Genomic DNA, 25610 nt, shown 5'->3' with positions numbered 1-25610 from the left:
ACCGATGATCCAAACGAAACTGCCTAGTCCGTCTTGCCGTACCGGCCCAGCCACTGCCGGCCAACATGCGCGGTAGCGGTGCCGTCCTTGCGGTCCCCGGAGTCGTCGATCACGATGACCCCGCCGTCGTGCGGAGCCGTAGCCGGCTCCTCGCGTAGCAGCTCAAGCCGCCGGTCGTTGATCTGCTCGGCCTCCCAGGGCGACTCGGACAGGAAGAACTGCGGCCACTGCGCCCCTGCCAGGGCAAGTGACACGGCCTACGACCAACCGAAACGGCACCCTCAACCCACATCACCACCGGACTTAACGAACTACCGGTAATCGCTCCCCTGCCGGAGAAGTGCATTGGACATAGCCGAGAGCCTGCGGGCGACAGGCCGTCGGCTGTACGGGCGGAGGCTGCGGCCCCGTGACCGCCGCCTCGGACCTGGCCATCAGGACGTGTGGCATCCCGTCAGACGTGGCTCACCCAACGCCATCCGTACTGCCGTCCGGCACGCCGTCTGCCATGCCGGCCGCCAGCGTCGTACCGTCCACCGGGTCGATGAGCAGAAAGGAGCCTGTACGCCGTGATTGTGCGTACGAATCCAGCGCCAACGGCTCGGTCGTACGCACCCGAACCCGACCGATGTCGTTGGCGAGCAGCTCGCCGGGCGCCGGCTGTTGCGAGAGATCTTCCAGGGTGAGCCGCGACGAAATCTCCTCGATGATCGCCTTGACCGTGCGGGTGGTGTGCTTCAGCAGCACCCGCTGGCCGGCTGTCAGCGGCCGGTCGGAGAGATGGCACACGGTCGCCTCGACATTGCGCGTGAGGGTGGGCGCGACGGCCGTCGGCGCGATGAGATCGCCACGCGAGACGTCGATGCCGTCGCGCAGCCGCACGGTCACCGACTGCGGAGCCCACGCGGAGTCCACGGCCCGGCCGAGCAGGTCGATGGCCTCAATGGTGCTGGTGCGGCCGGACGGGAGCACGGTCACCGGCTCGCCGACGCACAGCGCGCCCGAGGCGATCTGGCACGCGTAGCCGCGGTAGTCGGGGTGCTCGGCGGTCTGCGGACGGATGACGTACTGGACGGGCACGCGGGTCGGCTCCTCGCCCGGGCGGTGGCCGGCCGGCACGGATCCCAGGTGCTCGAGAACCGTCGGGCCCCCGTACCAGTCCATGCTCCTCGACGGCTCGACCACGTTGTCCCCGGCGAGCGCCGAGACCGGGATCGCGGTGACCTCCAGGACGCCCAGCTCGCGCGCGTATGCGCTGAACGCGTCGGCGATGGCGGCGAAGACGGACTCCTCGTGTGCCACGAGGTCCATCTTGTTGACGGCCAGGACCACATGGGGGACGCGGAGCAGGGCCGCCACGGCGACATGGCGCCGGGTCTGCTCCACCACCCCGTTGCGGGCGTCGACGAGGACCACGGCCAGGTCGGCCGTGGAGGCCCCGGTGACCATGTTCCGCGTGTACTGGACGTGCCCCGGCGTGTCGGCGAGGATGAACCGCCGCCGCAGCGTGGCGAAGTACCGGTAGGCCACGTCGATGGTGATGCCCTGCTCGCGCTCGGCGCGCAGGCCGTCGGTGAACAGCGCCAGGTCCGGTGCCTCCTGGCCGCGTGATCGGGAGAGGCGTTCCACTGCCTGGAGCTGATCGGCGAGGACCGACTTGGAGTCGTGCAGCAGCCGACCGACCAAGGTGGACTTCCCGTCGTCCACCGATCCGGCGGTGGCGAAGCGCAGCGTGTCGATGGCCATCGTCAGAAGTACCCCTCGCGCTTGCGGTCTTCCATGGCGGTTTCGGAGAGCCTGTCGTCGGCGCGGGTCGCGCCGCGCTCGGTGAGCCGGGAGGCGGCGATCTCGGCGATCACGGCGTCCAGCGTGGTGGCGTCGGAGTCGACGGCACCGGTGCAGGACATGTCCCCGACCGTGCGGTACCGGACCAGCCGGGTCTCGACGGTCTCACCGTCCTTCGGCCCGCCCCAGTCGCCGGCGGCGAGCCACATGCCGTCGCGCGCGAACACCTCGCGCTCGTGGGCGAAGTAGATCCCGGGAAGCTCGATGTGCTCGCGGGCGATGTACTGCCAGACGTCCAGCTCGGTCCAGTTCGAAAGCGGGAAGACGCGCACGTGCTCGCCGGGGGCGTGCCGGCCGTTGTACAGGTTCCACAGCTCGGGGCGCTGGCGGCGGGGGTCCCACTGCGAGAACTCGTCGCGCAGCGAGAACACCCGCTCCTTGGCGCGGGCCTTCTCCTCGTCCCGGCGCCCGCCGCCGAAGACCGCGTCGAACTTCTCCGCCTGGATTTTCTCGGTCAGCGGCACCGTCTGCAGCGGGTTGCGCGTTCCGTCGGGGCGCTCGCGCAGTCTGCCGGTGTCGATGTACTCCTGCACCGAGGTGACGTGCAGCCGCAGCCCGTGCTTCTCCACCGTACGGTCGCGGTACTCGATGACCTCGGGGAAGTTGTGCCCGGTGTCCACGTGCAGCAGCGAGAAGGGGATCGGCGCGGGGGCGAACGCCTTCAGCGCCAGGTGCAGCATGACGATGGAGTCCTTGCCGCCCGAGAAGAGGATCACCGGGCGTTCGAACTCGCCCGCCACTTCGCGGAGGATGTGGACGGCCTCGGACTCCAGCGTGTCCAGGTGGGAGAGCGCGTACGGGTTGTCGGTTTGCGGGTGGTCCGCCACGACTGTGGTCATGCCAGTCCTCTCTCTTTGAGCACTGTGTGCAGCGTCGTCGCGGATTGCGCGGCGGTCTGCTGGTGCGTCTCGATTCGCAGGTCGGGGTTCTCCGGGATCTGGTACGGGTCGTCCACGCCGGTCAGGCAGGAGATCTCACCGGCCGCCTGCCGGGCGTACAGCCCCTTCACGTCGCGCGCGCGGCACACGTCGACGGGGGTCGCGACATGCACTTCGACGTAGGGGGTCGCGCTGCTCGCGTGGCGTTCGCGTACGGCCGCGCGGCTGTCCGCGTACGGGGCGATCACCGGCACCAGCGCGATGACGCCGTTGCGGGCCAGGACCTCGGCGACGAGGCCGATGCGCTGGACATGGGTGTCCCGCTCCGCCCGGCTGAAGCCGAGCCCGGCGGACAGCGAGGAGCGGATCTCGTCGCCGTCCAGCACCTCGACACGGCGGCCTTCGGCGCCCAGCCGCCCGGCGAGTTCATGGGCGATCGTGGTCTTGCCCGCGCTCGGCAGTCCGGTCAGCCAGACCGTCGCACCGGGCAGACACGTGCAGAACTTCTGCGAGGTCATGAGCCCCTCTCCTTATTCGCGGTCGTGTCAGGCGGAGGCTTGAGGGAAGCTCCCTGCCTGCGCGGGGCCGGGCGTGCCGAGCTCCGCGCAGGAGATGTGCACCGTGGTGCCGGCCCCGGCGAGCGCTCGGCTGACGGGTTCGGGCGTGCGTCCGTCCGCGATGCGTACGGTGGTCACTCCGCCGGCGAGTGCTTCGCGTGCGGCGATCAGTTTGAGCGCCATGCCGCCAGTGGCGGACGGGTCGGGAGGGCCGGTGGGAGCTATCCGGCAGGTGCTCTGCACGCTGGTGGGGTCGTCGGGGTCGGCAAGTACGCCGGGCGCGCCGGTGAGGAGGAGGAGTCGGTCGGCGCCGAGTGCCGCTGCCAGCGCCGCTGCGGCGCGATCGGCGTCGACGTTGACGGGGCGGCCCTGTTCGTCGATGGCGGGCGGTGAGACCACGGGTACGTACCCGGCGCGCAGGAGCGTCTCGGGAAGTTCGGTGCGCACCGTGGCGATGCGGCCGCTGTGGTTGTCGCGGATCAGGACGGTGCGGCCGTCGACAACGGCCCGGACGACCGATTTCCGGCGGGCGCGGAGCATGCCGCCGTCCATGCCGGTGAGGCCGACCGAGGGCACCTTGTGACGGGAGAGCTCCGCCACGAGCACGGGCTTGACCGCACCGGCCAGGGCGAGGACGACCACTTCGAGGGTGTCCGGGTCGGTGTAGCGGGTGGTCACGTTGTCCGGGGCGACGAGGGTGCGCTGGGCGACGCCGAGTCTGCCGGCAAGGCGCCCGATCTCGCCGGAGCCCCCGTGCACCAGGAGGATGGAGTGTCCTTCGTGGACGAGACGGGCGATGTCGGCGCAGATGCCCGCAGCGTCCACGGCCGGATTGCCGCCGCATTTGACGACGGTCAGCGGTTTGGTGGTCACGCTCTCTCCGGTGGGCCGGGATTTACAGGGGGTGGAGGCCGGGGAAGGTCAGGCCGAGGGTCTCGGGCCACCCCATGCGGATGTTGAGGCACTGCACGGCGTTGCCTGCTCCGCCTTTGACGAGGTTGTCCAGGGCGGCGATGGTGGTCAGGCGGCCGGTGTCCTCGTCGAGGGCGTAGCCGACGTCGCAGTAGTTGGATCCCAGGAGGATCTTCGGGTCGGGGTAGCGGAAGATGCCGCGTTGGTGCGCCACTACTCGGACGAAGGGCTCCGCGGCGTACTGCTCACGGTAGGCGCGGCGCACGGTCTGGTTGTCGACGCCGGTGCGCAGGGTGGCATGGCAGATGGTCTGGACCCCTCGGACCGCTTCGACGCCGGTGGCGGTCATCGCGGCCGGCAGGCCCAGGTGCTGGGAGATCTCGGCCTCGTGCCGGTGGCCGGTGGGTGCGAACACCCGCATGGCGCCGCTGCGTTCTGCGTGCAGGTTGGCCGGGCCGGCGGTGGCACCCGAGCCGCTGGACCCGGTACGGGCGTCGAACTGTGCTCCTCGCTCGGGATCGATCAGACCCCGAGTCACCAAGGGGTACAGGGCGAGCACGCCGGCCGCGGCCATGCAGCCGGGAACACTGATCAGGTCTGCGGTGCGCAGGTCCTCGCGGTGCAGTTCGGGGAGGCCGGGCACGAAGTCGTCGAGCAGATGGGGGGCTTGGTGCTCCTCACCGTAGTAGCGCCGGAAGACTTCGGCGTCGTTGAGCCGGAAGTCCCCTGTCAGATCGACGACGAGTTTCGCGCGCCGGGTCCACTGCTCGACCTGTGTCATCGCGACGCGGTGCGGCAGGGCCAGGAACACCACGTCGCACTCGTCCACCTGATCGGCCGAGCAGAACAGCAGATCCGTGGCGGACCGCAGATTCGGATGCACCCCGTCGACCCGCTTGCCCGGGAATCGCGAGGAGACCGCGCCCACCACCTCGACCTCGGGATGGCCGATCAGCAGCCGCAACAATTCTCCACCGATATAACCCGCCGCACCGACTACCACCACCCGGGTCACGACCAGACCTCCCCCGTCGACATATTCGGATTCCCCACCAGGGTTCGCTTTCGTAGGAATCAACACCGATATGCAAGGAATCTACGAACCCGCCCGCATGATCCGCGTCCGCACTGCGCTTACTTCTTCGTTCACCGATTCAGGACCGGGTTCCCTGTGTAAAGGACACGTTCGATCTCGCGCAGCTTCTCGTAGTCCGCGCGGAGCTGTGCCGGATCGTCGGAGATGAGAATCACGTAACCCGGCTGCGAGGGGAAGTCGACCGTCCGCGTCAGCGGTTGGCCTTCCGGGTGCATCAGAACGGTATGGGCCCAGGACGGCAGCGCGCGGACGACACCCATGTCCTCGTGGGAGGGTGCGACGCCGTGGTCGTTCGGGTTGACGAGATGCACGTAAAGGGTGTGCCGCAGCAACCGGTGCACGCTGATGGGCAGGCGGTTGAACTCGTCGGGTCTGGCCACCGAAAGGGCGAGGAGATCGATCTGGTTGGCGGCCATACTGCGGCTGAGGATCTGCGGGGCCGCGCCACCGCCGAGACGGCCGGCGCACTCGACCAGTACGGGGCCGTCGGCGGTCATCATGATCTCGGCATGTGCGGCGCCGTTGTGGATCTCCAGCGCGTCGAGCACCTGGTGACAGTAGGACTCCAGCCTCTGGGCGTCCGGATCGTCCGGCGACAGCGGCTCGACGTAGTCGTGGATGATGTGGCCGCCGGGAATGCGGCTTTTGCAGTATCGCCAGATCTCGGCCGTGTGATGCCGGCCGTCACGGCTTACCGTGTTGACGAAGTATTCGGTGCCGGCCAGGAATTCCTGGGCGAGCACCAGGGTGTTGATCCGGCCCTGGCGGTTGGTGCTGCTCCGGATCTTGTCGTGGGCGGCGCGCACCTCCTCCGCGGACGCACAGGCCATGACGTTGTCCTGCCCGGCGCTGGAGACCGGCTTCAGGACGACCGGGTAGCCCGCAGTCGTCTCGGCCCACTCGACGATCTCGTCGGCGTCGGACGAGACGATGGTGGCCGCGTGCGGGAGTCCGGCATCGCGTACCGCCAGGACCATCTCGTATTTGTCGCGGCGACAGGTCGGCCGGCTCATCCCGTTGCCCGGCGTGCCGAGTTCCGCGTTGAGCTGATCGGCCAGTTCGACGCCCGACTCGCCACCGGCGATCACGCAGTCGATCCCCCACTCACGCAGCGCGGCGGCCGTGGCCGCGAGGTCGCCCTCGTGCCTGATGTCGTCGATGAAGCCGTCGGGGAACTTCAGCTTCACCATGTTGACGTCGGGTTCGGGTGACCGGACGTGCACACACTCCACGCCCTCCCGGTTCAGCGCGGGAATCAGCAGATTCCCTGCCGAGTAGGCGTCGACCAGAGCCACTCGTGTCGTGGGGGAGCACAAATCGGTTGCCATAGTCAGGTACCTCCGAACAGGGGGCTGGTGTCGTGGTCGGAATGGTGTTCGGTGATGCACCGGCCGGGCGGGCCGGCGCCGCGCGGGCGGCCCGCTGGGCTACGTCTGGCCCCGGGGCCGTAGCCGTAGACCGTGCATGCCGTTGTCCACGGCGAGCACCGTGCCCACCGAAGCGCTGGACAAGGGGCTGGCCAGGTAGGCGATCGCACCCGCGACCTCGTCGGCCGTCACCAGGCGGCCGGTCGGCTGGAAGGCGTCGAGCGCGGCCCGGGCGGCCACTGGATTCGCTGCCTGCTGGAGTGACCTGTCGATCCAGGGGGTGTCCGCGGAGCCGGGGGCGACGCAGTTGACCCGGATGCCCTCGCGCACGTGATCGGCCGCCATGGCCAGCGTCAGCGCGTACACGGCCCCCTTGCTGGCCGAGTACAGCACCCTCTGTTCCACCCCGGCCCAGGCCACGATCGAAGAGGTGTTGACGATCGAGGCGGCGGGTGAGCGCCGCAGATGCGGTACCGCGTGCCGGGCGACCCTGACCATCCCGACCACGTTGACGTCCAGCACGCGCGACCACTCGTCGTCGTCGTTCGCGGTGACGTCCCCGACAGCGCCGATCCCGGCGTTGTTCACCACGACGTCCAGCCTGCCGAACCGCTCGACCACGGCGTCGATGGCGGCTTTGACCTCGGCGTCGTCGGTGACGTCGGCCTGGACCCCCATGATGCCGTCCGGGAGCCCCTCCGGCTTCAGATCGAGAGCGGCGACCCTGGCTCCCCTGCTGCTCAGCAGCTTCGCCGTGGCCAGACCGATTCCCGATGCGCCGCCGGTGACGATGGCGACCAGTCCTGCGAAGTCACTCATGAATCCCTCTCCCGTCCACTCGGTGGCAAAGTCGCCTTCGTCAGGCGCGTGCGTCGGTGGACCCGGTTCACCCCAGTACGTCGGCTATGATGTCGACGCCCAGGTCGATCTCCTCGTGCGTGACGACCAGCGGGGGTGCGACCCGCAGGTGGCCCTTGGCCTCCTTGCACAGCAGACCGCGCTCGGCCAGTTCCTCCGTCACCCGGCGTCCGGCCACCCGCTCCTCCGCGAGCTGCACACCAGCCCACAAGCCGCGCCCCCTGACCTCCGTCACGCCGTCCAGGTCGGCGAGGCGGGAGTGCAGGTGCGCACCCAGTTCACGGGAGCGGGCCTGGAACTCCCCGGTCGCCAGGAGCCGCACTGCCGCTCGGCCGACCGCGCACGCCAGCGGGTTGCCGCCGAAGGTCGATCCGTGGTCGCCGGGCGTGATCACGCCCAGCACGTCGGCGCGGCCGATCACCGCGGACACCGGCAGAAGTCCGCCGCTGAGGCTCTTGCCCAGGGTGTACATGTCCGATCGGACACCTTCGTGGTCCAGCGCCAGGGTCGAGCCGGTGCGGGCCATTCCGCACTGGACCTCATCGGCGACGAACAGCGTGTTGCTGTCGTCGCACAGTTCACGGACCTCGCCGAGGTAACCCTTCGGCGGAACGACCACACCGGCCTCGCCCTGGATCGGTTCCAGCAGGACCGCCGCCGTGTTCTCGGTGATCGCCGAGCGCAGCGCCTCGATGTCGCCGAACGGCACCGCCTTGAAGCCGGGCGTGAACGGGCCGAAGCCGGCCCGGTGGGCGGCCTGCGTGGAGAACGACACGATGGTCGTGGTCCGGCCGTGGAAGTTCGCGCCCGCGACGATGATCTCGGCGGCTCCGTCCGGCACGCCCTTGACCTGGTAGGCCCACTTCCTGGCGATCTTCACGGCCGTGTCGACGGCCTCACCGCCGGAGTTGGAGAGCAGCACCTTCTCGGTGCCTGTCAGCTCGGCCAGCTCACGGCAGAACGGCCCGTACTGATCGTTGTGGAACGCCCGGGTGCTCAGCGTCATCCTGTCGAGCTGCGCCTTCGCCGCAGCGACGAGTTCGGGGTGCCCGTGGCCGAAGTTCAGCGCGGAGTACCCACCGTGGAAGTCGAGATAGCGTCGGCCCTCCACATCGGTCGCCCAGGCACCCTCCCCCTGGGCGAGCACCACCGGGAACGGCACGGAGTCATGTGCTCCCCAGCGCTCGGCGAGGCTGATGTGGTCCTGAGCGGAGAGGACGTCCACAGTCATGGCGAAACTCCTCGTGCGGGCTCCTCGTCGGAGCCGCTGTCGTAGAGATGGTCCTGCTGGGTCTGCCGCGGTCTTCGCGCGTCCGTCATGTCGCCGCCCCTACACCTTGCGGCCGACTCCGGCATAGATGGCGAGGTCGGGCTTTTCTCCGGAATTTCCCTCGGCCGGGTGCCATTGGGCTGCGGGCACCACACCGGGCGCGACCATTTCGAAATGGCCGAAGAATTCGGTGACCTGCGCCCGGGTGCGGGGATACATGTCCTCGAAGGCGCGCCTCAGCGTCTCTTCGTTGTTGCGTTCCGCCCAGGGGATGTCGCCCGCGATGTGGGAGACGACCAGATAGCTCCCCTGGGGCAGGGCTTCACGCAGAACCGCGGTGATCCTTTCGGGATCCCCGTCCTCCGGCACGAAATGCAGCACCGCGGCCAGCACACAGGCCACCGGGCGGCCGGAACGGATCAGCTTCTGGATGGCCGGCTGAGCCACCAGCTCCTCAGGGTCTCGAATGTCGCCCAGGACGAAGTCCGCCCCCTTCGTGCCGGCGATGAGCGCGCGCGTGCGCCTCCCCACCTGGGGATCGACGTCGCAGTAGACGACGGAACCCGAAGGTGACATCGACAAGGCGATCTCGTGCGTGTTCGGCGGGACGGGGAAGCCGGAACCGATGTCGATGAACTGATCGACACCCTGCCGGCTCAGCCAGCGCACCGCCCGCGAAAGGAAGAACCGGTTCTCCTGCATGGCCGCAAGCAGGTCGGGCGCCTGCAGTCGAATCCAGGCACCGGCCGACCGGTCGGCTTCGAGACCGCTGTCGCCACCTATGAAGTAGTCGTAGACGCGTGCGGGGTCACTGCCCCCGGCAGGCCGCTGAGTCACATTCTCGATGGTCATGGCGCGACTGCTTCCCCTCGACGATCCACTTCTGCCGACCCGTGGCCGGTCGCCTGGCAGGAAAAGAGTGGCACGGACCGCGGGAGCACCGAGGTAAGCAGGACGCTTATCCACAGCGGAGAAAATTCAACGTACCGTGTCCTCGCCAACGAACCTGTCACAGACGCGTGTTCGACCTCCGCGTGGAAGCATTGATGCGCACCGTTGACACTGAAACGCTGGGGGATTGATGCCGCTTCATCCCGTCGTCAAGGGAATCAGAAACTTTCGCATGGCAACCGGGTTCACCCCGCTCTACACGATGTCGGTGGAGGAGGCCAGGAAAGCGGACAGTGAAACCGAAGCCGAGATCTGGGAGTGGATCAAGCGACCCGAAGAGATATTCGATCTGGACATCGACGGTCCGGCGGGTCCCCTGACCCTCAGGGTGTACCGCCCGGAGAAGGAGAGCGACGAGCCACTTCCCGTCCTGGTGTATTTCTTTGGCGGCGGTTTCGTCGTCGGCTCGCTGGACACCTCGGAGGCGATCTGCCGCGCACTGGCCAGCATGGTTCCCTGCGTGGTCGTTTCCGTGGGCTACCGGCTGGCGCCCGAGCACCCCTTCCCGGCGGCCACCGAAGACTGCTATGCCGCCGTGCGATGGGTGGCGGAGAACGCCTCTCGGATCGGTGCGGACGGCGAGCGGATCGCCGTCGCGGGGGACAGCAACGGCGGGACCCTGGCCGCGGCGATATCGCTGATGGCCAGAGATGCCGACAGACCTCGGATCTCCGCCCAGGTGCTCATCTACCCGGCGATGCGCCATGGATCGGTGACGGCTTCCATGCGCGACAACAAGGACCCGATGTTCTTCAACGCCCACTCGGTCCCCTGGTTCTGGAACCATTACCTGGCTGATCCCGCGGACGGCGCCTCGCCCTACGCCTCACCGCTCAACGCGACCGACCACAGCGGGCTTCCCGCGACGCTGATGATCACCGCCGAATTCTGTCCACTGCGTGACGAGGGCGAGGCCTACGCGGACGCGCTCTCGGTCGCCGACGTGCCGGTGGAGTACCACCGGTACAAGGACCTGCCGCACGGTTTCATGTCCATGACATCAGTCCTCGACACCGCCAGGGAGGCACTGGACGAGATCGTCGCGTTCCTGCGCCGGCGACTGGCCTCGGACGACATGGAACAGAACCGTCCCGAGCACTGATCGGAGTACTGATCGACGTGCATAACCCGACCGCTAAGCGAGGTACAAGGTGAGCGACTCGGACGTCCTGCGACAGACGGAAGCAGACCCCGCCCCTCGCACTCCGCAGAAATCCATCGGTGGCCGCAACACAGCGGTCCTGGTCGGCTTCACCGCCGTGACGAGCCTCGCCGACGGCGTCATGAGGACGGTCCTGCCGTTTCTCGCGGCGCAGCTCACCGATTCCCCCACCCGGATCACCGCGGTCTCGATGACGCTCACGCTGCCCTGGTTGCTGATCGCGCTGCACATCGGTGTACTCGTCGACCGCTTCGACCGGCGGCGGCTGCTGTGGGTGGCGAACGGGATGCGGATGGCGGTGATGAGCTGGCTCACCCTCTCCGCCCTGAGCGGTGGCGTCGGCCTGACCCAGCTCTTCGCCGCCGGCGCGGTCCTCGGCGTCGCCGACGTGCTCGCGTCGGTCTCCGCCTCCGCCCTGGTGCCCGCAGCGGTCCCGGAGGCGGGCCGGGAACGGACCAACGCCTGGATGCTCGGCGCCGAGACCGTGGGCTTCGAATTCGCCGGGCCGTTCATCGGTGGCCTGCTGTTGGCCGCGGGGACCGCGCTGGCGCTGGGGGCCATCGGCATCTCGTACACCGTGGCAGCGCTCGCGCTGCTCCTGCTGGTGGGCCGGTTCCAGGCGGCCGGGCGCGCTCCCGCGGCGGCTCCCGCCTCGGTCGGCAGCCGGATCGCCGAAGGGCTGCGCTTCATCTGGCGGAACCGGGTGCTGCGCACCCTGATGTTGGTCGTGGCCGTACTGAACGCCACGTGGGGCGCGTGGCTGGCGCTGTTTCCGCTGTACGCCACCCAGACCCTGGCGCTGAGCCCGCAGGGGTACGGCCTCGCGCTCAGCGCTCTCGGCATCGGCGGACTGACCGGCACGCTGGTGGTGGCCCCGGTGAACCGGCTTCTGGGCGCGCGCTGGGCCATGTTCGCCGCCCCCTTCGGGACCACTACCCTGGTCGCTCTGCCCGCCCTGACCACCAGTGTGTGGCCGGTGACGGTCGGGGCCTTCCTCGGTGGCATGGGAGGAACACTCTGGACCGTCAACGCCCGCACCGTCACCCAGCGGTTGGTGCCCGACGAGATGCTCGGCAGGTTCAGCGCCACGTTCCGCTTCTTCGCCTTCGGCGCCCTGCCCGTGGGCGCCGGCCTGGTGGGCGTGCTGGCCGAACTCGTCGACGTCCGGCTGGCCTTCGGGGCGTTCGCCGTGGCCACGACGGCAACCCTGCTGCCCTTCTTCAGGAACGTCACCCCCTCGGCGCTGGGATCACGCTGAGTCGGGCCGCCGTACCGTCCGGATGAAAAGACCGTCCGGCCCGGCGAGCGAGATGGAGAACATCTCGCTCGCCGCGCCGGACGGTCTGGTGCTGCGTCAGCCCCGTACCGACGACCGCCCGCCGGAGACCAGCCGCGCGGCTTCGCCGACGAGCTCCGCGCCTTCGTGCACGGTCAGGTCCGGCCGCGGTCCACGCACCGCGAGCGCTCCCACGTACGGGGCAGGCAGCGGAAGGTCGCACAGAGCGAAGTCACCGGAGCGGCCGAGCTCCTCGGGGAGCTCGGCCGGCGTCGAGTCGAGAACCTCGATGCGCCTCGGGTGGATCCCAAGGCCCTTGCCGACGGACTTCAGCAGGGCCTCCTTGCGCGTCCACAGCCGCGCGAAGTCCGCGTAGCTCGCACAGGTCGCGCGCTCCCGCTCCGTCAGCGCCGACGCCAGTGGCTGCTCGCCCACCGCGGCATCCTCGATGTCGACGCCGACGGCCCGATCCGACACGGCCACCACGGCGAGCCCTCCGACGTGCGAGAGTGAGAAGTCGGGACCGGCGCCCGCGGTCTCCACGACCGGTTTCCCATGTGTCCGGTCACCGCAGTGGGCGCAGGTCCGGTCGAAGCTCAGCGCCGCCGGATCCACTCCCGTCCTCTCGCCGAGGACGAGCCGTGCCAGAACCCATGCGGCGAGAAAGCGCTGCCGGTCCGCCTCGCGCAGGATCCGCCGGCCGCGGGCGCGGTCGTGGTCGTCCAGGAGTACGGCGAGCGACTCGGGCACCTGGTCCACGCCGACGTACCAGACGTCGGCCGCGGACGCTGCGCTCCTGCCCGCAGCCCGGATCGCCGGGTCTGCGGCCGGCACCGTCCCCAGCGGTCCTGCCATTCTTCTCGGCCTCCGACTCGGGTAACTCCCTCGGCGGCCACGGCGAGTTCGTGTGGCCAACGCCGCATGGAGCGCCGCGGAACATGAGCACGGTGTCCACGACGCTCCTGCGTTCTCGACGTCGAGTCGTTCCGTCAGCCCACCGGCATGAGGAACTTCGCGCTGATCCGGTCGAGCGTACGGAAATCACTGACGTCCAGCGAGCCGACGTCGATCGGCTCTCCGGACAGCTCCTCCAGCAGTGCGACGAACTCCAGGAACGAGACCGACGCGATGAGCCGGGATTCGATGAGATCGGTGTCCCCGGTGATCTCCGTCTGCAGATCCGGGTTCTTGGACCGGATCCAGTTGATGACTTCCTCCATGCCATTCCTCCTAAGCTACGGACTCGTTGAGCGCGGCGAGCGCCCGCTGAGGGTCGCCGTACACCTGCAGTGCGGCATGGACCCAGCGCTCCACACCGAAGGCCAGGCAGCCGCTGTAGGCGGCCTCGTCCCCGAAGGAGATCCCCAGACGCTCACCGAAGAAATTGCGGTGCCGATTGACCGATGCGATGGCCGTCCCGTCCTCCGACACGAACTCGAACTTCACGGGATCCATCTGGTTGAGGAGCGCCCGCGATCCGCTGCCGAGGTAGAACGGATCAGTCGCGGGTTCGTGACGGACCTTGATCCCCAGCCGGTCGGCCAGGTCCAGCACGAGCTCGGTGGAGCGGGTCAGGTGGTCCACCACGCCTTCCCTGGTGCCGACGTAGAGCGCTTCGCGCATGTGGAAGGAACGCAGCCGGCGCAGGCCGTCGTAGTGGTCCTCGTTCCTGAAGCAGCGGCCGATCGACGTGATGACCTCCGGCGTCCCCAGGCGGCGCCCCCCGAGACTCAGGAGAAGGCCGTAACAGGTCGCCGTCGGGAGGCAGTTGCCGGTCGGCGCGAGAGTGTGTCCGCCGGACGGAGCCGTGGCCTCTCCGCGCGCCAGCACTCCGCGGGCCTCGTCCGTGAGCGTGGCCACGGGCAGCGCGAGGTGCGGGAAGTTGCGGAAGAAGTCGAGGCGCGCCAGGTCCTCCACGGGGAGCAACGCCGGGCCGGCCACCGGACGTGCCCCCAAGGTGACAGCGATTTCCTGGAAGCGAGCCTCCAGTGCGTCGAATAGGGCGACCTCCTCAGATTCAAGAACCGTGATTCCAGGGGCGACAAACGCCGGCATGAGGATCTCCCGTCAGCGGAACAGGCCGATGCGTCGGTAGAAGTTGTTGGTGCGTCGGGTGATGCGAGCCGTGATCGCCGCCCTCGCCGGGTCGGCGATGACAGCGGCACGAAACCGTGCCGGATCGGGAATACCGGCATCCTGGTAGGCTTCGCGGCTGTAGAGCATCTGGATGATCAGATCGATGTATCCGCGCAGATACCGGCCAACCTCTTCGATTTCTTCGGCGGAGTGCTTCCGCCGGACCTCGTCGAAGAGTGCCGATACCAGCTTGCCGCCGAACGCGATGTGCCGGGACTCGTCGCGGTGGTGGATGCGGTTGACTTCGCGCACCGTCTCCGGAAGATCCTCGTCGGCCGCCATCTTGGCGTTGAAGTAGTCACCGATCTGCTCGAAGATGAGTATCTGGCTGAAGACGATGAAGTTGTTCATCTCCGGCGAGCGGTCATCTGTCGGGAACACCATGCGCCGGTCGGGATAGATGCGGCCGGCGTACCGCAGACAGAACTCGGCGAAGAACCACATGTGCTCGTTCTCTTCACCGATGAAGTGATGGAAGTACGGCGTGGGAATCTCGTAGCCGGGCGTGTGGATGCGGCGCATCACCTCGATGAGCAGTTCCCTGATGCCATGAGCGATCAGGCTGTAGAGGTTGACGCTTTCCCATCGCGAGAGTTCGACGAGCTGCTCCCGGCTCAGTTCCTGTTCCGCGAGTGTGCCGTGGACGGACAGCAGATCCCGGCTCATCCACAGGTCTTTGGGCTCGATCGATTCGGGCCACTGGAAAGCGCGGTACGGATTGTAGTAGTCATCGACGGAAACGTCGATCAGCCGGTGCACGGCTCGGGAGAACTCTTCCGTCCACTCGATCGTCGTCGGGGCTGACACGTGACCTCCGCAATAGGACCATTGGTTGACCGGCCGACACCACCGGTTGCCGCGCCTGGAACAACGCTACGACCGGGCCGGCGTCAGGAGCGTCCGCAACGATTTCATTCGCGGGGACCCAGTGCGTTGACCTTCTCCCCCGCCGCTAGACGTCCCGCTTACCCGCCGGGGACCTCATGCCGTCGTGGACTCGGGCCGACCTGGAATCCGGACCCGACCAGCGCTCCCTGGAAGTGGTTGAGCACGTCCTTGCCCGCCTCGGCAGGGGCGCTCCGGGTGAAGAACCCACCGTGCCCGCAGGCCATCATGACCACCCCCCAGCTCACGATCCAGGGCCGGGATCCGCCGTCCGGCTCGGGGAAGGGCTCGGGGACCGGATGGATGCGCCGCTGCAGCACGTAAGGACCGTCCATGGCGTCGAGCAGCAGCTTGCGCCACTGGTCCGAGGAGACGTCGGACGACCAGCCGGGGACGACACCCTGACCACCGTGCAGCAGGGTGGGCTTGAGGATGAGCTCGTGCTGCTCGGCCATCGCGTGATCCAGCAGCGAGGTCTCCGTCCCGTCCTCGAGGATGACCGGTCCCGATGTCACCGGTGAGGTCCACGGAAGCAGCCGGTCGATGACATCCAGCTCCTCCTGCGAGAACAGATGCCGGTGTGCCCGGTCGGAGAGCATGGCCAAGGAGGCCTTGCTGCCGTACAGCTCCGACTCCAGCGAGGTGAACATGCGCACCTCGCCGTCTTCCAGCGCCCCGAGCAAGGGCTCCATCAGCGCGTCGGCGTCGTCCGAGAGGAGGTCCTCCATGAGGAACTGCCGGTAGACGATGTCGATGGGGCGATCCTCGAGCCACAGCCTTCCGTCCCGCCTTTCGAGCTGCCCGACGTGGCACGGACGGGCTTCCAGTCCGTGGTCACCCCACCGCTTGCACATGGCGCTCATGTACGGCTCGTTCACCGCGAAGTGCCGGGGCCATTCCACGTGCGCGACGAACGGGCGGGCGTCGGGCGCCAGCCCCATCTCGGCCCGGACGGTGCGGACCTGCTCCGACAATGAGTGGACGTGCTGAAGTCCTTCCTCTGCGGCGAACCGGCTGAATTCGGGGTCCTCCAGGAACCCGCGGCAGATGTCGAGCTCGAAACCGATCGTGCCGCCCATGTTGAATTCCATGAGGCGGAAACCCGTCCGGTCCTGGTAGAGATCCGCCCGCCCCATACTCGTAGGAGGGTTCGGCACGCCGGCGGAGGCGCACTCGATGGCGCGTACCTGCACGTCCTCCATTCCGTTGGCACGTGCGAACGCGGCGAGATCTCCGTCGAACAGAAGACCCGGGAGGCGGAAGAGCGCATCGCGCAGCACTTCCAGGTCCCGGTGCAGCGCTTCGGTCTTCGCCGCGGAGAGGAACACCGGGCGCGGAGCGTACGCGTCTCCGTAGGAGGCACGACCGGCTTCGCTCCTGTGGACCGGTCCCAGGAGTCGTCCCCCTATCCGCTCCAGGTACTTCTCGGTCAGTGCGTGGTCACGTGACATCTTCCTGGCACCCCTCAATATCCGGTGGGACCGCGGTGAACCGCCGGTCGGACGTCGTCGATGCCCGGCTCCCGCGGGCCGGCCTCCCGCTGGGCGGCGAGCCATGCCTCGACCTCGTGCGAATCCGTGGGGAGCGCCTCGGTCAGCAGACGGTGGCCATGGGCCGTGACCAGGACGTCGTCTTCGATCCGCACCCCGATACCGCGCAGCTCCTCGGGTACGAGTTCGTCGTGCGGCTGCAGATAGAGGCCGGGTTCCATGGTCAGTACGTGGTTCTCCCGCAGCACACCGCTGCCGTAGGCCTCCGGCCGGGCGTGCCCGCAGTCGTGGACGTCCAGGCCGAGCATGTGCCCGAAGCCGTGCAGCGACCAACGGCGGTAGGCGAGGGAGGACGGGTCCATCGCCTCATCCGCGCTGCCCTTCAGGAGGCCGAGAGACCTCAGCCCCTCGGCCAGCACGCGCATGCAGACGTCGTGGATCTCCGCGAAGGCCGCGCCCGGAGCCAGCGCCGCCAGCCCCGCGTTCCGCGAGGCGTGCACGATGTCGTACACATCGCGCTGGGCCGGACTGAACGTCCCCGAGACCGGCAGTACGCGCGTGACGTCCGCGGTGTAGCAGTTGTTGTTCTCGATGCCCATGTCCATGAGCAGGATCTGTCCGGGTTCGACGCTGCCGTCGTTGCGGGCCCAGTGCAGGATCGTGGAGCGGGGTCCGCCCGCCACGACGGAGCTGTAACCGAGGGCGTTGCCGTCGACGCGGGCACGCCAGGAGAACACCCCCTCGATGTACCGCTCGGATGTCGGGGCGTCGGGCCGCAGCCGCCGGGCGACGTCCTCGAAACCGCGGACGGTGGCGTCCACCGCATCCTGGATCTGGGCGAGTTCCCACTCGTCCTTCTCCATCCGCAGCTCGCTCAGCACGCTGGCCAGCATGGCGTCGCGGCCGGTGTTGTCGGGTGTCACGGGCAGCATGCCGCGGTCGAGGCCGCCGTCGAGGCCGGCGTCGTAGCCGCGCAGGACACGCAGCCGGTCCGAGGAGGCCACCGCGCTCAGCACCGCGGGCAGCCGGTGCAGCGGGCGCGTGTCGATCGCCAGGACGGCGGCCTTCTCCTGCGGGGACTTGCGCCGACCGACCCAGATCTCGCCGTCCGTCCGGTCGAGGTACTGAGCACCGGACTCCGCGTTCGAACGGGGCCGCGTGTAGAGGACGGCGTCGTGTCCGCCGGCCGTCGGGTGCATCACGAGCACCGAATCGGGCTCCTGGTCGCCGGTCAGCCACAGGAAGTCGCTGCCCGCCCGGAAGGGGTAGGGGGAGCCGAACGTGCGCGAGTGGATGGTGCCCGTGGGGATCACCAGGGTGTCGCCCGGGAACGCCGCCGAGAGCAGGTCCCGGCGCCGGGCGAGGTGCTTCACCTGGGGAACAGGGGTGAGATCTGTTTCCTCGGTGCGCCAGCCGGTCGTCATGAAGTCGAGGAATCGCTGAGGGAGCGCCCGATCGTGGCCGCCCGAGCGCTCTTCCCGTCCGATGTTGGCCAACCTCTTGTCCTCATCCGTGTGTGGTCGGTGATGCGTCGTGGTTGAGCAGATGGGCGCAGGTGATCAGGTCGAGGTAGGCGCACCCGGTGGACGCGAAGACCGTCCGCCGTTGCGCGAAGCCGGCCGAGGCGGGGCCGGTCAGGACGTCGAGTTCCGCGGCCGCCGCGTGGCTCTCGCCGGCCTCGGCGACCGCCGTGGCCAGGTCCTCGACGATCACGACGCTGGTCCGCAGGAGTTCAGCGGGCAGCTCGCGGGATTCGGTGGTGTGCGCACCCATGCAGTTGATGTGAACGTGGGCGGGCAGGTCCGCCGAGAGCGACAGCGGTGCCGCGGACGTGGTCGCGGTCGACAGGATGTCGACTCCCCGGCTTGCCTCTTCGGCCGAGTCGCACACCACGACCTCGACCCCGGACCCGGCGGCGCTCGCCATGGTGGCGATGTCACGGGCGAACGCCGTTGCCCGGCGTGCGTCACGGGAGAAGACCCGCACCTCGGCGAGGTCGCGCACCGCCGACACCCCGAGGAACTGCTGCCGGGCCTGGACTCCCGACCCGATGATCCCCAGCACCCGGCTGTCCCGCACGGCGCACCGATCGGTCACCAGCGCCGTCACGGCCGCACACTTCACGTTGGTGACGGTCTCTCCGTCCAGCGTGCCGAGGTGGCGGCCGGTGGAGAAGGAGAACGTCGGAACCCGCGCGGTGACGGTCGCGCCCCGGCCTGCCACGGGGGCCGCCACGATCGTGGCGACCTTGTTGATGTAGAGGTCATGGTCGGGGGACACGGCGGGCATGGAGATGAACTTCGCCCCCGCCCCGTCCTCGATGGTCTCGCGCGGCGGAACAAGCATCCGCGCCACGGATCCGCTGCACAGGGCTTCGCCCATCGCCTCGGCCAGCGAGCGGACGAACCGCGCGGACGACGTGAGCTCTGTCGCCGTTGCCGTCACAGAAATCCGTCCAGCACGTCCTGGAGGGTGTCGACGAACTTCTCGGTCATCGCCGTGGTCATGTCGCCGCGCAGCATCAGCCGGATGCCGGCCTGCCCACGCGGCACCACCGGGAAGAACATCGCCGAACAGTAGTAGCCGCGCCGGAAGAGCTCGGTGGCCAGTTCCACGGCCCAGTCGTTCTCGCCCACGGTGACGAACTTGATGTGCGATCCGACGCCGCGGATCGGCCGGTTCTCCATCCGCCGGTCGAACAGCGCGATGTTCTCGGCCAGCTGTCGCTGGCGCTCACCGAGCTCCGGAGACCGGTGGACGGCGATGCTGCCCAGGGTCGTCCCGATGGCGGCGGTACGCAGTCCCTGGGACCAGCCCATCGGGCCGGAGCGGTACAGGAAGTCGAAGACACCGGACGAGCCGAGCATCGCGATCCCGCCGGTGGAGCCGAACGCCTTGGCTATGGAGGCGACGATCATGGTGCGTTCGTCGAGTTCACGGAACACCGACCGGGCGTAGCCCTCGCCGTTCGGGCCCTGGGTGGACAGGGCGTGGGAGTCGTCCATGTAGACGTACATGCCGTACTTCTCCTGCAGGACCCTGATGCCCTCCAGGTCGGCGAGGCCGCCGGTGGAGTAGGCGCCCTCGCAGACGTACGCGACGCGCGGGTACTTGCGGCACACGTCTTCCAGGAAGTTCATGTCGTTGTGCGGGGAGGTGAGCACGAGCGTCTCGTCGGCCACGACCGGTTTGAGGAAGTTCATCGAGAAGTGCGCGAACCGGTCGAAGACGACGACCAGGGGATCGGTCCCGGTGATATGCCCGGACGCCAGCAGCGGCAGCACCGCCGCGCTGATCACCCCACACGAGATCGAGGGCAGCACGGGCGTGCCGAACAGCGCCGAGAGCTCCTCCTCGAGGCGGTGGGCGGCCTCCAACCGGATCCGGAACTCGGCCATGGCCAGTCCGGTGACGTTCTCGGTCCGCAGCGCCTCGACGCCACTCTCGACGACCGTCGGATGGCTGTTGAGGCCGAGGTAGGAACAGGAGGCGAGGTTCAGGAACTCATGCCCTGTGCGTACGTCGCGCAGCCGGTTCTGGCCGCCACTCGCGTCGACGCGGATGTCGAGCATGCCGTGCTCCGCGGCCAGGTTCCAGGCTGCCTCGCCCGCCGGGACCATGCGCTGGTTGTTGCGGAACCGGTGCGGTCCCATCGTGGTGTCGTAAGGGCGGTCGATCACGGTGTCGCGGGTGTGCATGCGTCTCCTCGTCGGGGCGGATGTGAGGGAGGGCGGCACCGGGCGTGGATCGTCCCCGGCCGGACCACGGCGGCGGCCGGTGCCCGGTACCGGCCGGCTCGATCCCGGACCGCCGGCCGCCGCCGTCAGCCTCGGGCGGACGGTCCGTGGGCCGTGAGGACGCGGTCCACGCCCCGGTGGTAGCGGTCGTGGTCCGACGTGTTCACCTCGGGCACCCTGACGTTGACCTCGGGCATGTCGAGGCGGTAGTGGCGGTACCAGTTGTTCAGGTTCTGTCCGTCCGCGAACTGCAGCTCCATGTGGCGCAGCGGGCGCTTGCCGGGCTTGTCGGGGTCCACCAGCCGCGGCATGGAGCCCGCGTGCGCGAGCCCCCCGTCGACCTCGTTGTTGAGGACGACCATGATCATGTCGTTGAGGAGGTCGCTGTCCACGACGACCGCGTGGTCGGCGAGGATCGCCTCGACGTGCTCCTGCTTGACCGCGACGTTGTAGCTGTGCGGCATCAGTTCGATGAGGTCGGCCGGATCCACGCCGGCCCGGCTGCAGTACTCACGGGTGTTGCAGACGATCGGCCGGCCGCCGTCGATGTTCGTGTTGGGGCCGTAGACGTTGGCGATGAACGTCGTGGCGGCATCGAAGTGGACGCACTTGGTGGTGAGGAACTCACGGGAGTCGGTGTGGTCCGAATTGGGCGTGAAGCTGGTGTTCTTGTTGAACCCGTCCACGTCCATGCTCGCCACCTGGTCGTAGTCCATGACGACCGGGGTGTGCCGCGAAAGGTCGGTCTGCGCGGTGAAGGAGCGGAAGATCGCCTCGAGGTAGTCGCGCGCGGCCGCGGCGTCGGCCTCGTCGTGGATGTCCTTGCCGTGCTTGGCCAGCAGCGTGCTGAGGCCGTGGCACACCGCCAGACCGGCCCCGTCCGCGACCAGGTCCTCCAGGCGGGCCGTGAGATGGGCCGGCACGGGGCCGAACCGGCCGTCGGTCAGCTCGACCTCGTAGTCGGAGATGTCGACCATCGCCTGCTGCGCGATGTCCTTCATCGGGATGCTCACTGTGCTCCTCCTCGGGTGGCGGTGTTCGGTTCAGCGGACGGGACGTGCGATGCCGCTGTGCAGCGCGATCGTGCGCCGGGCTTTCAGGACGAAGGGCGGCGCGAGCACCCGGTCCTTGCTGACGGCGAAGCCGGCCTCGTCGGCCTCGTAGTCCTTGATGGTCTGGTAGTGGCGGTCCAGTTCTCCGGGTGAGGTGCCGAACGTCTCGACGATGACGTCGACCTGCTTCGGGTGGATGGCCGCCTTGCCGGTGTAGCCGCACTGTTTCGCCGCCTCGCTCTGGGCCAGGACGACGTCCATGTCCCACAGCTCGAAGGAGTTCGTGTCGATCACCGGCAGGCCGTAGCGGGATGCCGCCACACACATCCGGGCCCGCGCATGGGCCAGGTAGGACTCGTCCGGCGCCCACATCTCGGCCACCAGGTCGGCTTGTCCGAAGCACAGGCCGTCGCTGACCGCCGCGATCTCGAAGGCGTTCTCGACGGCGTCCACCGTCTCGATGAAGCTGCAGATCTCCGGCGGGTCGGACAGGCCGGACAGCAGCGACCGGTAGATGGAGACGTCGCGGGCGCCGCAGATCTTCGGCACCAGCACCGTCTCCACGGGCAGACCGCCGATCCGCCCGTCGAGCGCGAGGAGCGTCTGGATGTCGAGCAGACCCTCCGGCGTCTCGATGCTGTTGATGCGCACCCAGACTCCGGCATGACCCGTCCCCGTCAGATCGACTGCGCCGAGCCGCTCACGGGCGGCGCGCTTCGCCTGCTTCGGGACGGAGTCCTCGAGGTCCAGCACCAGCGCGACCGACTCGCGCGGCACGTGCTTCAGCAGCTTGTCGACGCGCGAGGCGGGGACGTAGAACAGGCAGGGGTGAACCTTCACGAGCGGACCTCCTCCCGCCCGAAGAGGGCGTTCAGCTTCTCCAGCGAGAACTTCTCGTAGGGGGCCGGCTCATACGCGTCCGGCAGCGCCTGGGTGTATGTCGGGAACCACTCGATGACGGCGTCGTCGCGAGTCGGTTTGAAGAGCGCGATCGACTGCCTCGGCCGGTCCCCCTGTTCGTCCGTCCTCTGCGCGGAGAGGCGGGCCTCGTGCGACCAGCGCACCTTGAACGCGCCGGTGCTGACGAGGAACCAGTCCCTCCCGGGGACGTCCACGTCGATCCAGTCGCCGGCCGGATCGCACAGCTGCAGCCCTGGGCCGTCCTTGGTGAACAGCGTGATCAGCGAGTCGTCGACGAACTCGCCCAGTCCCAGCGCCACCGTCAGCATCCCGGTCACCCGGTCGGCGACGGTCCGGCAGGCGGCGAAGTAGGTCTTCATCGCGTCGCGCAGTGCAATTCCCCGCTTGTCGGCCGGGAAGGGGAGCTGCTCGGAGCCGTCGAGCACGAGCCGTCCCACGCCCGACTTCTCGGTGTGCTTCGCCGGCCTGCCCTTCCTGCCGGTGTACGCGCAGGGACTCTCCGGCGCCTGCCGGAAGAAGTCGTGGGCCAGTTCGTAGGCGTTGTCGAAGACCTGCCGGTCGATGCCGTGGTCGCACACGATCAGGAATCCGGTCTCGGTGCAGGCCCGGAAGATCTCGGCGGCGATCTCCACCTCGTCTCCCTGCTCGGCCTGGGCCAGACTGATCACGGGAATATCGGTCATGGGCGTTTCCTGTCTCGGAACGAGGCGCCTGCGGCGGGATCCTCCGGGTCGCGCATGGTGGCCAGGAGGGTGCGGTCGAACTCGACGACCTTGACCCCGTCCTGGTTGCGGCCCACGGTGTGGACCGTGACGATGCCCTCGCCGGGCCGGGTGGCGGAGGGGCGCTTGGAGACGATCGTGGTCTCGGCGTAGAGCGTGTCCCCGACGAACACCGGTGCGCTGAGCCGGACCTTGTCCCAGCCGAGGTTGGCGACCCCCTTCTGGCTGATGGTCCTGACCGTCATCCCGTTCACGATCCCGAACGTGACCAGGCTGGACACCAGCAGCTTCTTGAACGGGGTCTCGGACGCGTACACCTCGTCGATGTGGAGGGGGTGCTGGTTGAGGCAGAGCAGCGAGCTCCAGATGTTGTCGGTCGTGGTGACGGTGCGGCCGGGCCGGTGCTCGAAGACATGGCCGACGACGTAGTCCTCGTAGCTCAGGCCGGGGTCCTCACGGAACCGCCCGGGTTCGACTTCGACGTACGGCGTCGGGATCGGGTCGTTCACTGGCCCCCCTCCCGTGCGCCGGCGAGCTGCGGCACGGAGCCGGCGTCGCCCACCCGGGCACCGCTGCGGTGCAGGGCAGACAGCACCGCCCGTACGGCCGCCTCGTCGGGGCTCGCACCGAGTCCCGCTCCCCACACCGGCTCGTGCGCCACGATCAACCGCGCGTAGCAGACGTGCCGTGCACCGGAACCCGGCCCGCTCTCGTCGCAGACCAGGTGCTCCAGGTGGGCGTCCACGCCGTACGCACGGGCCTCGGCCAGCAGCGCCTCGACCGGGTTGTCGGCGGAGGCGTGCGCCGCGAAGCCGGCCCAGTCACCGGCATCGCAGTACTCGGCGCGGAAGATGTCCCAGATCCGGCCCGGATCCACCTCGGTGCCGGAGAGATCGGTGACCCGCTGCATGACGCGGGCGAACTCGGCGCGCAGCGCGACGGGCAGCTCGATCCCCCATCGTGTGCGCAGCACATGGGCGATGCCGCCCTTGCCCGACTGGCTGTTGACCCGGATGACCGCCTCGTAACTGCGACCGAGGTCCTGCGGATCGACCGGCAGGTAGGGCACGTCCCACGGCAGCTCCGCGGTCGGCACTCCGGCGGCGGAGGCCTGGTCCTCCAGGTGCCGCAGTCCCTTGGCGATGGCGTCCTGGTGGGTGCCGGAGAAGGCGGTGAAGACGAGATCGCCGGCGTACGGGTGCCGGTCCGGCACCGGCATCTGGTTGCACTCCTCCACAGCGCGGCGGACGGACGGGATGTCGGAGAGGTCGAGCTGGGGGTCGACGCCACGGCTGAACAGGTTCAGCGCCAGGGTGACCAGGCAGACGTTGCCGGTCCGCTCACCGTTGCCGAAGAGGGTGCCCTCGACCCGGTCGGCGCCCGCGGCGAGCGCGAACTCCGCCGCGGCCACCGCGGTACCGCGGTCGTTGTGCGGGTGGACCGAGAGGATGATGCCGTCCCGCCGATCGAGATTGCGGCTCATCCACTCGATCTGATCGGCGAACACACTGGGCGCGTGCATCTCCACCGTGCTGGGCAGGTTGAGCGTCAGCGGACGCTCCGGCGTGGCCTCGACGATCTCGGCCACCGTGTTCGCGATCTCCAGCGCGAACTGCGGCTCGGTGACGTTGAACGTCTCCGGCGAGTACTCGAACCGGATGGCCGAGTCGGCCCGGTCGGCCAGCCGCACCAGACGCTGCGCGCTCTCCTGCGCCAGCGCCATCACCTCGGACGGCGTCTTGCGGAAGACGACCTCGCGCCAGAGGCAGGCCGTGGCGTGGCAGAGATGGACGACGACGCGGTCCGTGCCACGTATGGCCTCGAAGGTGCGGTCGATCAGCTCCGGGATGGCCGGGGTGAAGACCGTGACGGTGACGTCGTCGGGTATGTGGCCGCCGGTGATGAGGTGGCGCACGAACTCGAACTCGGTCTCACTGGCCGAGGGATAGCCGATTTCGATGTCCTTGAAGCCCAGGCGGACCAGCAGGTCGAACATCTTCCGCTTGCGCCGCAGGTCCATCGGGTTGGCCAGAGCCTGGTTGCCGTCGCGCAGGTCCACCGAGCTCCACAGCGGAGCGTGTGCGGGCGCACGGCCGAGCCAGGTACGCGTGCCGGGCTCGAGGAGTTCCTGCGGCTCGGCACGCTGGTAGCGGTGAATCGGCATGCCGGATGGTTGCTGAGCGTTCCACCAGGGCTGTGTGTGCAGCCGCTGGTCCGCGGATGTCTTCGTCTTCATGAATCCCCTTGGCTCGTTGCTTTTCCGGCAGTTCTCCAGTCGGCGGTTCACCGTGGTGGCGAGCTCGGAGGCGGCGGGCTGTCCGCACCGCGGGGCAGGTCACGCTGCCCGGCGTTCCCGCCGTCATCCGGACGCCCTGGTCTCGCCGGCACGTGCCCTCCGCAGTGGGACCTCTGATCGACCGGACGTCCACGTCCGTTCCTCCGCGTAGGAGCACGGTACGAGCGGGTCGCCACCAGGTGCGTCTGCGGCAAGTTCA

General features: G+C 68.7%; 25 protein-coding genes. 2 read left to right on the top strand and 23 right to left on the bottom strand.

The features are described 5' to 3' along the window. Nucleotides 1–23: 23 nt before the first annotated feature. From HW130_RS28910 to HW130_RS28865, 10 genes are all read right to left on the bottom strand, one after another. Nucleotides 24–254, bottom strand: coding sequence for a transposase (locus tag HW130_RS28910; RefSeq protein ID WP_309140611.1), 231 nt, complete (start codon nt 252–254; stop codon nt 24–26). Between the two features lie 211 nt (nt 255–465). Then, nucleotides 466–1746 (bottom strand): sulfate adenylyltransferase subunit 1, encoded by a 1281-nt coding sequence (locus HW130_RS28905; RefSeq protein ID WP_177152695.1) that lies wholly within the window; start codon nt 1744–1746, stop codon nt 466–468. A gap of 2 nt (nt 1747–1748) precedes the next feature. Further along, nucleotides 1749–2684: a sulfate adenylyltransferase subunit CysD gene (gene cysD, locus HW130_RS28900; protein WP_177152694.1), complete on the bottom strand. Its 936-nt coding sequence runs from the start codon at nt 2682–2684 to the stop codon at nt 1749–1751. Then, nucleotides 2681–3241 (bottom strand): adenylyl-sulfate kinase, encoded by a 561-nt coding sequence (cysC, locus tag HW130_RS28895; RefSeq protein ID WP_177152693.1) that lies wholly within the window; start codon nt 3239–3241, stop codon nt 2681–2683. The genes cysD and cysC overlap by 4 nt, the downstream gene beginning before the upstream one ends. A gap of 27 nt (nt 3242–3268) precedes the next feature. Continuing rightward, the gene (locus HW130_RS28890) at nt 3269–4153 is read right to left on the bottom strand and encodes a [LysW]-aminoadipate kinase (RefSeq protein ID WP_177152692.1); all 885 of its coding nucleotides are present in this window, start codon (nt 4151–4153) and stop codon (nt 3269–3271) included. A 22-nt stretch (nt 4154–4175) separates the two neighbouring features. Then, nucleotides 4176–5207: an N-acetyl-gamma-glutamyl-phosphate reductase gene (argC, locus tag HW130_RS28885; RefSeq protein WP_177152691.1), complete on the bottom strand. Its 1032-nt coding sequence runs from the start codon at nt 5205–5207 to the stop codon at nt 4176–4178. Nucleotides 5208–5338: 131 nt separating this feature from the next. Next, complete coding sequence (locus HW130_RS28880; RefSeq protein WP_177152690.1) at nt 5339–6616, bottom strand: ATP-grasp domain-containing protein; 1278 nt, start codon at nt 6614–6616, stop codon at nt 5339–5341. Nucleotides 6617–6715: 99 nt separating this feature from the next. Continuing rightward, entirely contained in the window at nt 6716–7474 is a 759-nt protein-coding gene (locus HW130_RS28875; RefSeq protein WP_177152689.1) for an SDR family NAD(P)-dependent oxidoreductase, read from the bottom strand. A gap of 67 nt (nt 7475–7541) precedes the next feature. Next, nucleotides 7542–8744, bottom strand: a complete 1203-nt coding sequence (gene rocD, locus HW130_RS28870) for an ornithine--oxo-acid transaminase (protein ID WP_177152688.1) — start codon at nt 8742–8744, stop codon at nt 7542–7544. A gap of 99 nt (nt 8745–8843) precedes the next feature. Further along, on the bottom strand, nt 8844–9635 hold the full coding sequence (locus HW130_RS28865; protein WP_177152687.1) for an SAM-dependent methyltransferase: 792 nt from the start codon (nt 9633–9635) through the stop codon (nt 8844–8846). Nucleotides 9636–9864: 229 nt separating this feature from the next. Between HW130_RS28865 and HW130_RS28860 the strand changes: the two genes are divergently transcribed. Together HW130_RS28860 and HW130_RS28855 are read left to right on the top strand one after the other, a co-directional pair. Further along, nucleotides 9865–10836 carry an alpha/beta hydrolase gene (locus tag HW130_RS28860; RefSeq protein WP_177152686.1) on the top strand — a complete coding sequence of 324 codons (972 nt, stop codon included), beginning with the start codon at nt 9865–9867 and terminating at the stop codon, nt 10834–10836. A 67-nt stretch (nt 10837–10903) separates the two neighbouring features. After that, a complete protein-coding gene (locus HW130_RS28855; protein WP_177152701.1) occupies nt 10904–12154 on the top strand; it encodes an MFS transporter in 1251 nt (416 codons plus the stop codon). Nucleotides 12155–12250: 96 nt separating this feature from the next. Here HW130_RS28855 and HW130_RS28850 read toward each other — a convergent pair whose 3' ends face one another. The 13 genes from HW130_RS28850 to HW130_RS28790 all read right to left on the bottom strand — a co-directional run bounded on the left by HW130_RS28850 (nt 12251) and on the right by HW130_RS28790 (nt 25351). Continuing rightward, nucleotides 12251–13027: a 4'-phosphopantetheinyl transferase superfamily protein gene (locus tag HW130_RS28850; RefSeq protein ID WP_177152685.1), complete on the bottom strand. Its 777-nt coding sequence runs from the start codon at nt 13025–13027 to the stop codon at nt 12251–12253. 134 nt (nt 13028–13161) lie between these two features. Continuing rightward, nucleotides 13162–13392 (bottom strand): acyl carrier protein, encoded by a 231-nt coding sequence (locus HW130_RS28845; protein ID WP_177152684.1) that lies wholly within the window; start codon nt 13390–13392, stop codon nt 13162–13164. A gap of 10 nt (nt 13393–13402) precedes the next feature. Then, nucleotides 13403–14227 carry an aminoacyl--tRNA ligase-related protein gene (locus HW130_RS28840; protein WP_177152683.1) on the bottom strand — a complete coding sequence of 275 codons (825 nt, stop codon included), beginning with the start codon at nt 14225–14227 and terminating at the stop codon, nt 13403–13405. Between the two features lie 12 nt (nt 14228–14239). Beyond that, nucleotides 14240–15115: a diiron oxygenase gene (locus HW130_RS28835; protein WP_177152682.1), complete on the bottom strand. Its 876-nt coding sequence runs from the start codon at nt 15113–15115 to the stop codon at nt 14240–14242. Nucleotides 15116–15273: 158 nt separating this feature from the next. After that, on the bottom strand, nt 15274–16644 hold the full coding sequence (locus HW130_RS28830; protein WP_177152681.1) for a hypothetical protein: 1371 nt from the start codon (nt 16642–16644) through the stop codon (nt 15274–15276). A gap of 14 nt (nt 16645–16658) precedes the next feature. Continuing rightward, complete coding sequence (locus HW130_RS28825) at nt 16659–18179, bottom strand: aminopeptidase P family protein (protein WP_177152680.1); 1521 nt, start codon at nt 18177–18179, stop codon at nt 16659–16661. A gap of 10 nt (nt 18180–18189) precedes the next feature. Next, the gene (locus tag HW130_RS28820) at nt 18190–19128 is read right to left on the bottom strand and encodes an ornithine cyclodeaminase family protein (protein WP_177152679.1); all 939 of its coding nucleotides are present in this window, start codon (nt 19126–19128) and stop codon (nt 18190–18192) included. After that, on the bottom strand, nt 19125–20381 hold the full coding sequence (locus HW130_RS28815; RefSeq protein ID WP_177152678.1) for an aminotransferase class I/II-fold pyridoxal phosphate-dependent enzyme: 1257 nt from the start codon (nt 20379–20381) through the stop codon (nt 19125–19127). The genes HW130_RS28820 and HW130_RS28815 overlap by 4 nt, the downstream gene beginning before the upstream one ends. Before the next feature lie 125 nt (nt 20382–20506). After that, the gene (locus tag HW130_RS28810; RefSeq protein WP_177152677.1) at nt 20507–21433 is read right to left on the bottom strand and encodes a hypothetical protein; all 927 of its coding nucleotides are present in this window, start codon (nt 21431–21433) and stop codon (nt 20507–20509) included. A 30-nt stretch (nt 21434–21463) separates the two neighbouring features. Beyond that, the gene (locus HW130_RS28805) at nt 21464–22312 is read right to left on the bottom strand and encodes an aldolase/citrate lyase family protein (RefSeq protein ID WP_177152676.1); all 849 of its coding nucleotides are present in this window, start codon (nt 22310–22312) and stop codon (nt 21464–21466) included. After that, on the bottom strand, nt 22309–23076 hold the full coding sequence (locus HW130_RS28800) for an isopenicillin N synthase family oxygenase (RefSeq protein ID WP_177152675.1): 768 nt from the start codon (nt 23074–23076) through the stop codon (nt 22309–22311). The genes HW130_RS28805 and HW130_RS28800 overlap by 4 nt, the downstream gene beginning before the upstream one ends. Then, entirely contained in the window at nt 23073–23624 is a 552-nt protein-coding gene (locus HW130_RS28795; RefSeq protein WP_177152674.1) for a MaoC family dehydratase, read from the bottom strand. Before HW130_RS28795 ends, HW130_RS28800 begins: the two co-directional genes overlap by 4 nt. Then, complete coding sequence (locus HW130_RS28790) at nt 23621–25351, bottom strand: 2-isopropylmalate synthase (protein WP_218184077.1); 1731 nt, start codon at nt 25349–25351, stop codon at nt 23621–23623. The genes HW130_RS28795 and HW130_RS28790 overlap by 4 nt, the downstream gene beginning before the upstream one ends. Between the last annotated feature and the right edge of the window lie 259 nt (nt 25352–25610).

Source organism: Streptomyces sp. PKU-EA00015, from assembly GCF_013387495.1.
In the GTDB taxonomy this organism is placed as follows: domain Bacteria; phylum Actinomycetota; class Actinomycetes; order Streptomycetales; family Streptomycetaceae; genus Streptomyces.
Note: the sequence above shows the minus strand (reverse complement) of the source record. Positions and strands in the feature narration are given on the sequence as shown.

What these genes read in the sequence shown, in the direction of transcription:
- HW130_RS28840 (WP_177152683.1), bottom strand. Translation starts at nt 14,227, where the DNA reads ATGCCGGCGTTTGTCGCCCCTGGAATCACGGTTCTTGAATCTGAGGAG.
- HW130_RS28875 (WP_177152689.1), bottom strand. Translation starts at nt 7,474, where the DNA reads ATGAGTGACTTCGCAGGACTGGTCGCCATCGTCACCGGCGGCGCATCG.
- HW130_RS28815 (WP_177152678.1), bottom strand. Translation starts at nt 20,381, where the DNA reads ATGCACACCCGCGACACCGTGATCGACCGCCCTTACGACACCACGATG.
- cysC (WP_177152693.1), bottom strand. Translation starts at nt 3,241, where the DNA reads ATGACCTCGCAGAAGTTCTGCACGTGTCTGCCCGGTGCGACGGTCTGG.
- HW130_RS28845 (WP_177152684.1), bottom strand. Translation starts at nt 13,392, where the DNA reads ATGGAGGAAGTCATCAACTGGATCCGGTCCAAGAACCCGGATCTGCAG.
- HW130_RS28880 (WP_177152690.1), bottom strand. Translation starts at nt 6,616, where the DNA reads ATGGCAACCGATTTGTGCTCCCCCACGACACGAGTGGCTCTGGTCGAC.
- HW130_RS28905 (WP_177152695.1), bottom strand. Translation starts at nt 1,746, where the DNA reads ATGGCCATCGACACGCTGCGCTTCGCCACCGCCGGATCGGTGGACGAC.
- HW130_RS28830 (WP_177152681.1), bottom strand. Translation starts at nt 16,644, where the DNA reads ATGTCACGTGACCACGCACTGACCGAGAAGTACCTGGAGCGGATAGGG.
- HW130_RS28860 (WP_177152686.1), top strand. Translation starts at nt 9,865, where the DNA reads ATGCCGCTTCATCCCGTCGTCAAGGGAATCAGAAACTTTCGCATGGCA.
- HW130_RS28800 (WP_177152675.1), bottom strand. Translation starts at nt 23,076, where the DNA reads ATGACCGATATTCCCGTGATCAGTCTGGCCCAGGCCGAGCAGGGAGAC.
- cysD (WP_177152694.1), bottom strand. Translation starts at nt 2,684, where the DNA reads ATGACCACAGTCGTGGCGGACCACCCGCAAACCGACAACCCGTACGCG.
- HW130_RS28865 (WP_177152687.1), bottom strand. Translation starts at nt 9,635, where the DNA reads ATGACCATCGAGAATGTGACTCAGCGGCCTGCCGGGGGCAGTGACCCC.
- HW130_RS28790 (WP_218184077.1), bottom strand. Translation starts at nt 25,351, where the DNA reads ATGAAGACGAAGACATCCGCGGACCAGCGGCTGCACACACAGCCCTGG.
- HW130_RS28850 (WP_177152685.1), bottom strand. Translation starts at nt 13,027, where the DNA reads ATGGCAGGACCGCTGGGGACGGTGCCGGCCGCAGACCCGGCGATCCGG.
- rocD (WP_177152688.1), bottom strand. Translation starts at nt 8,744, where the DNA reads ATGACTGTGGACGTCCTCTCCGCTCAGGACCACATCAGCCTCGCCGAG.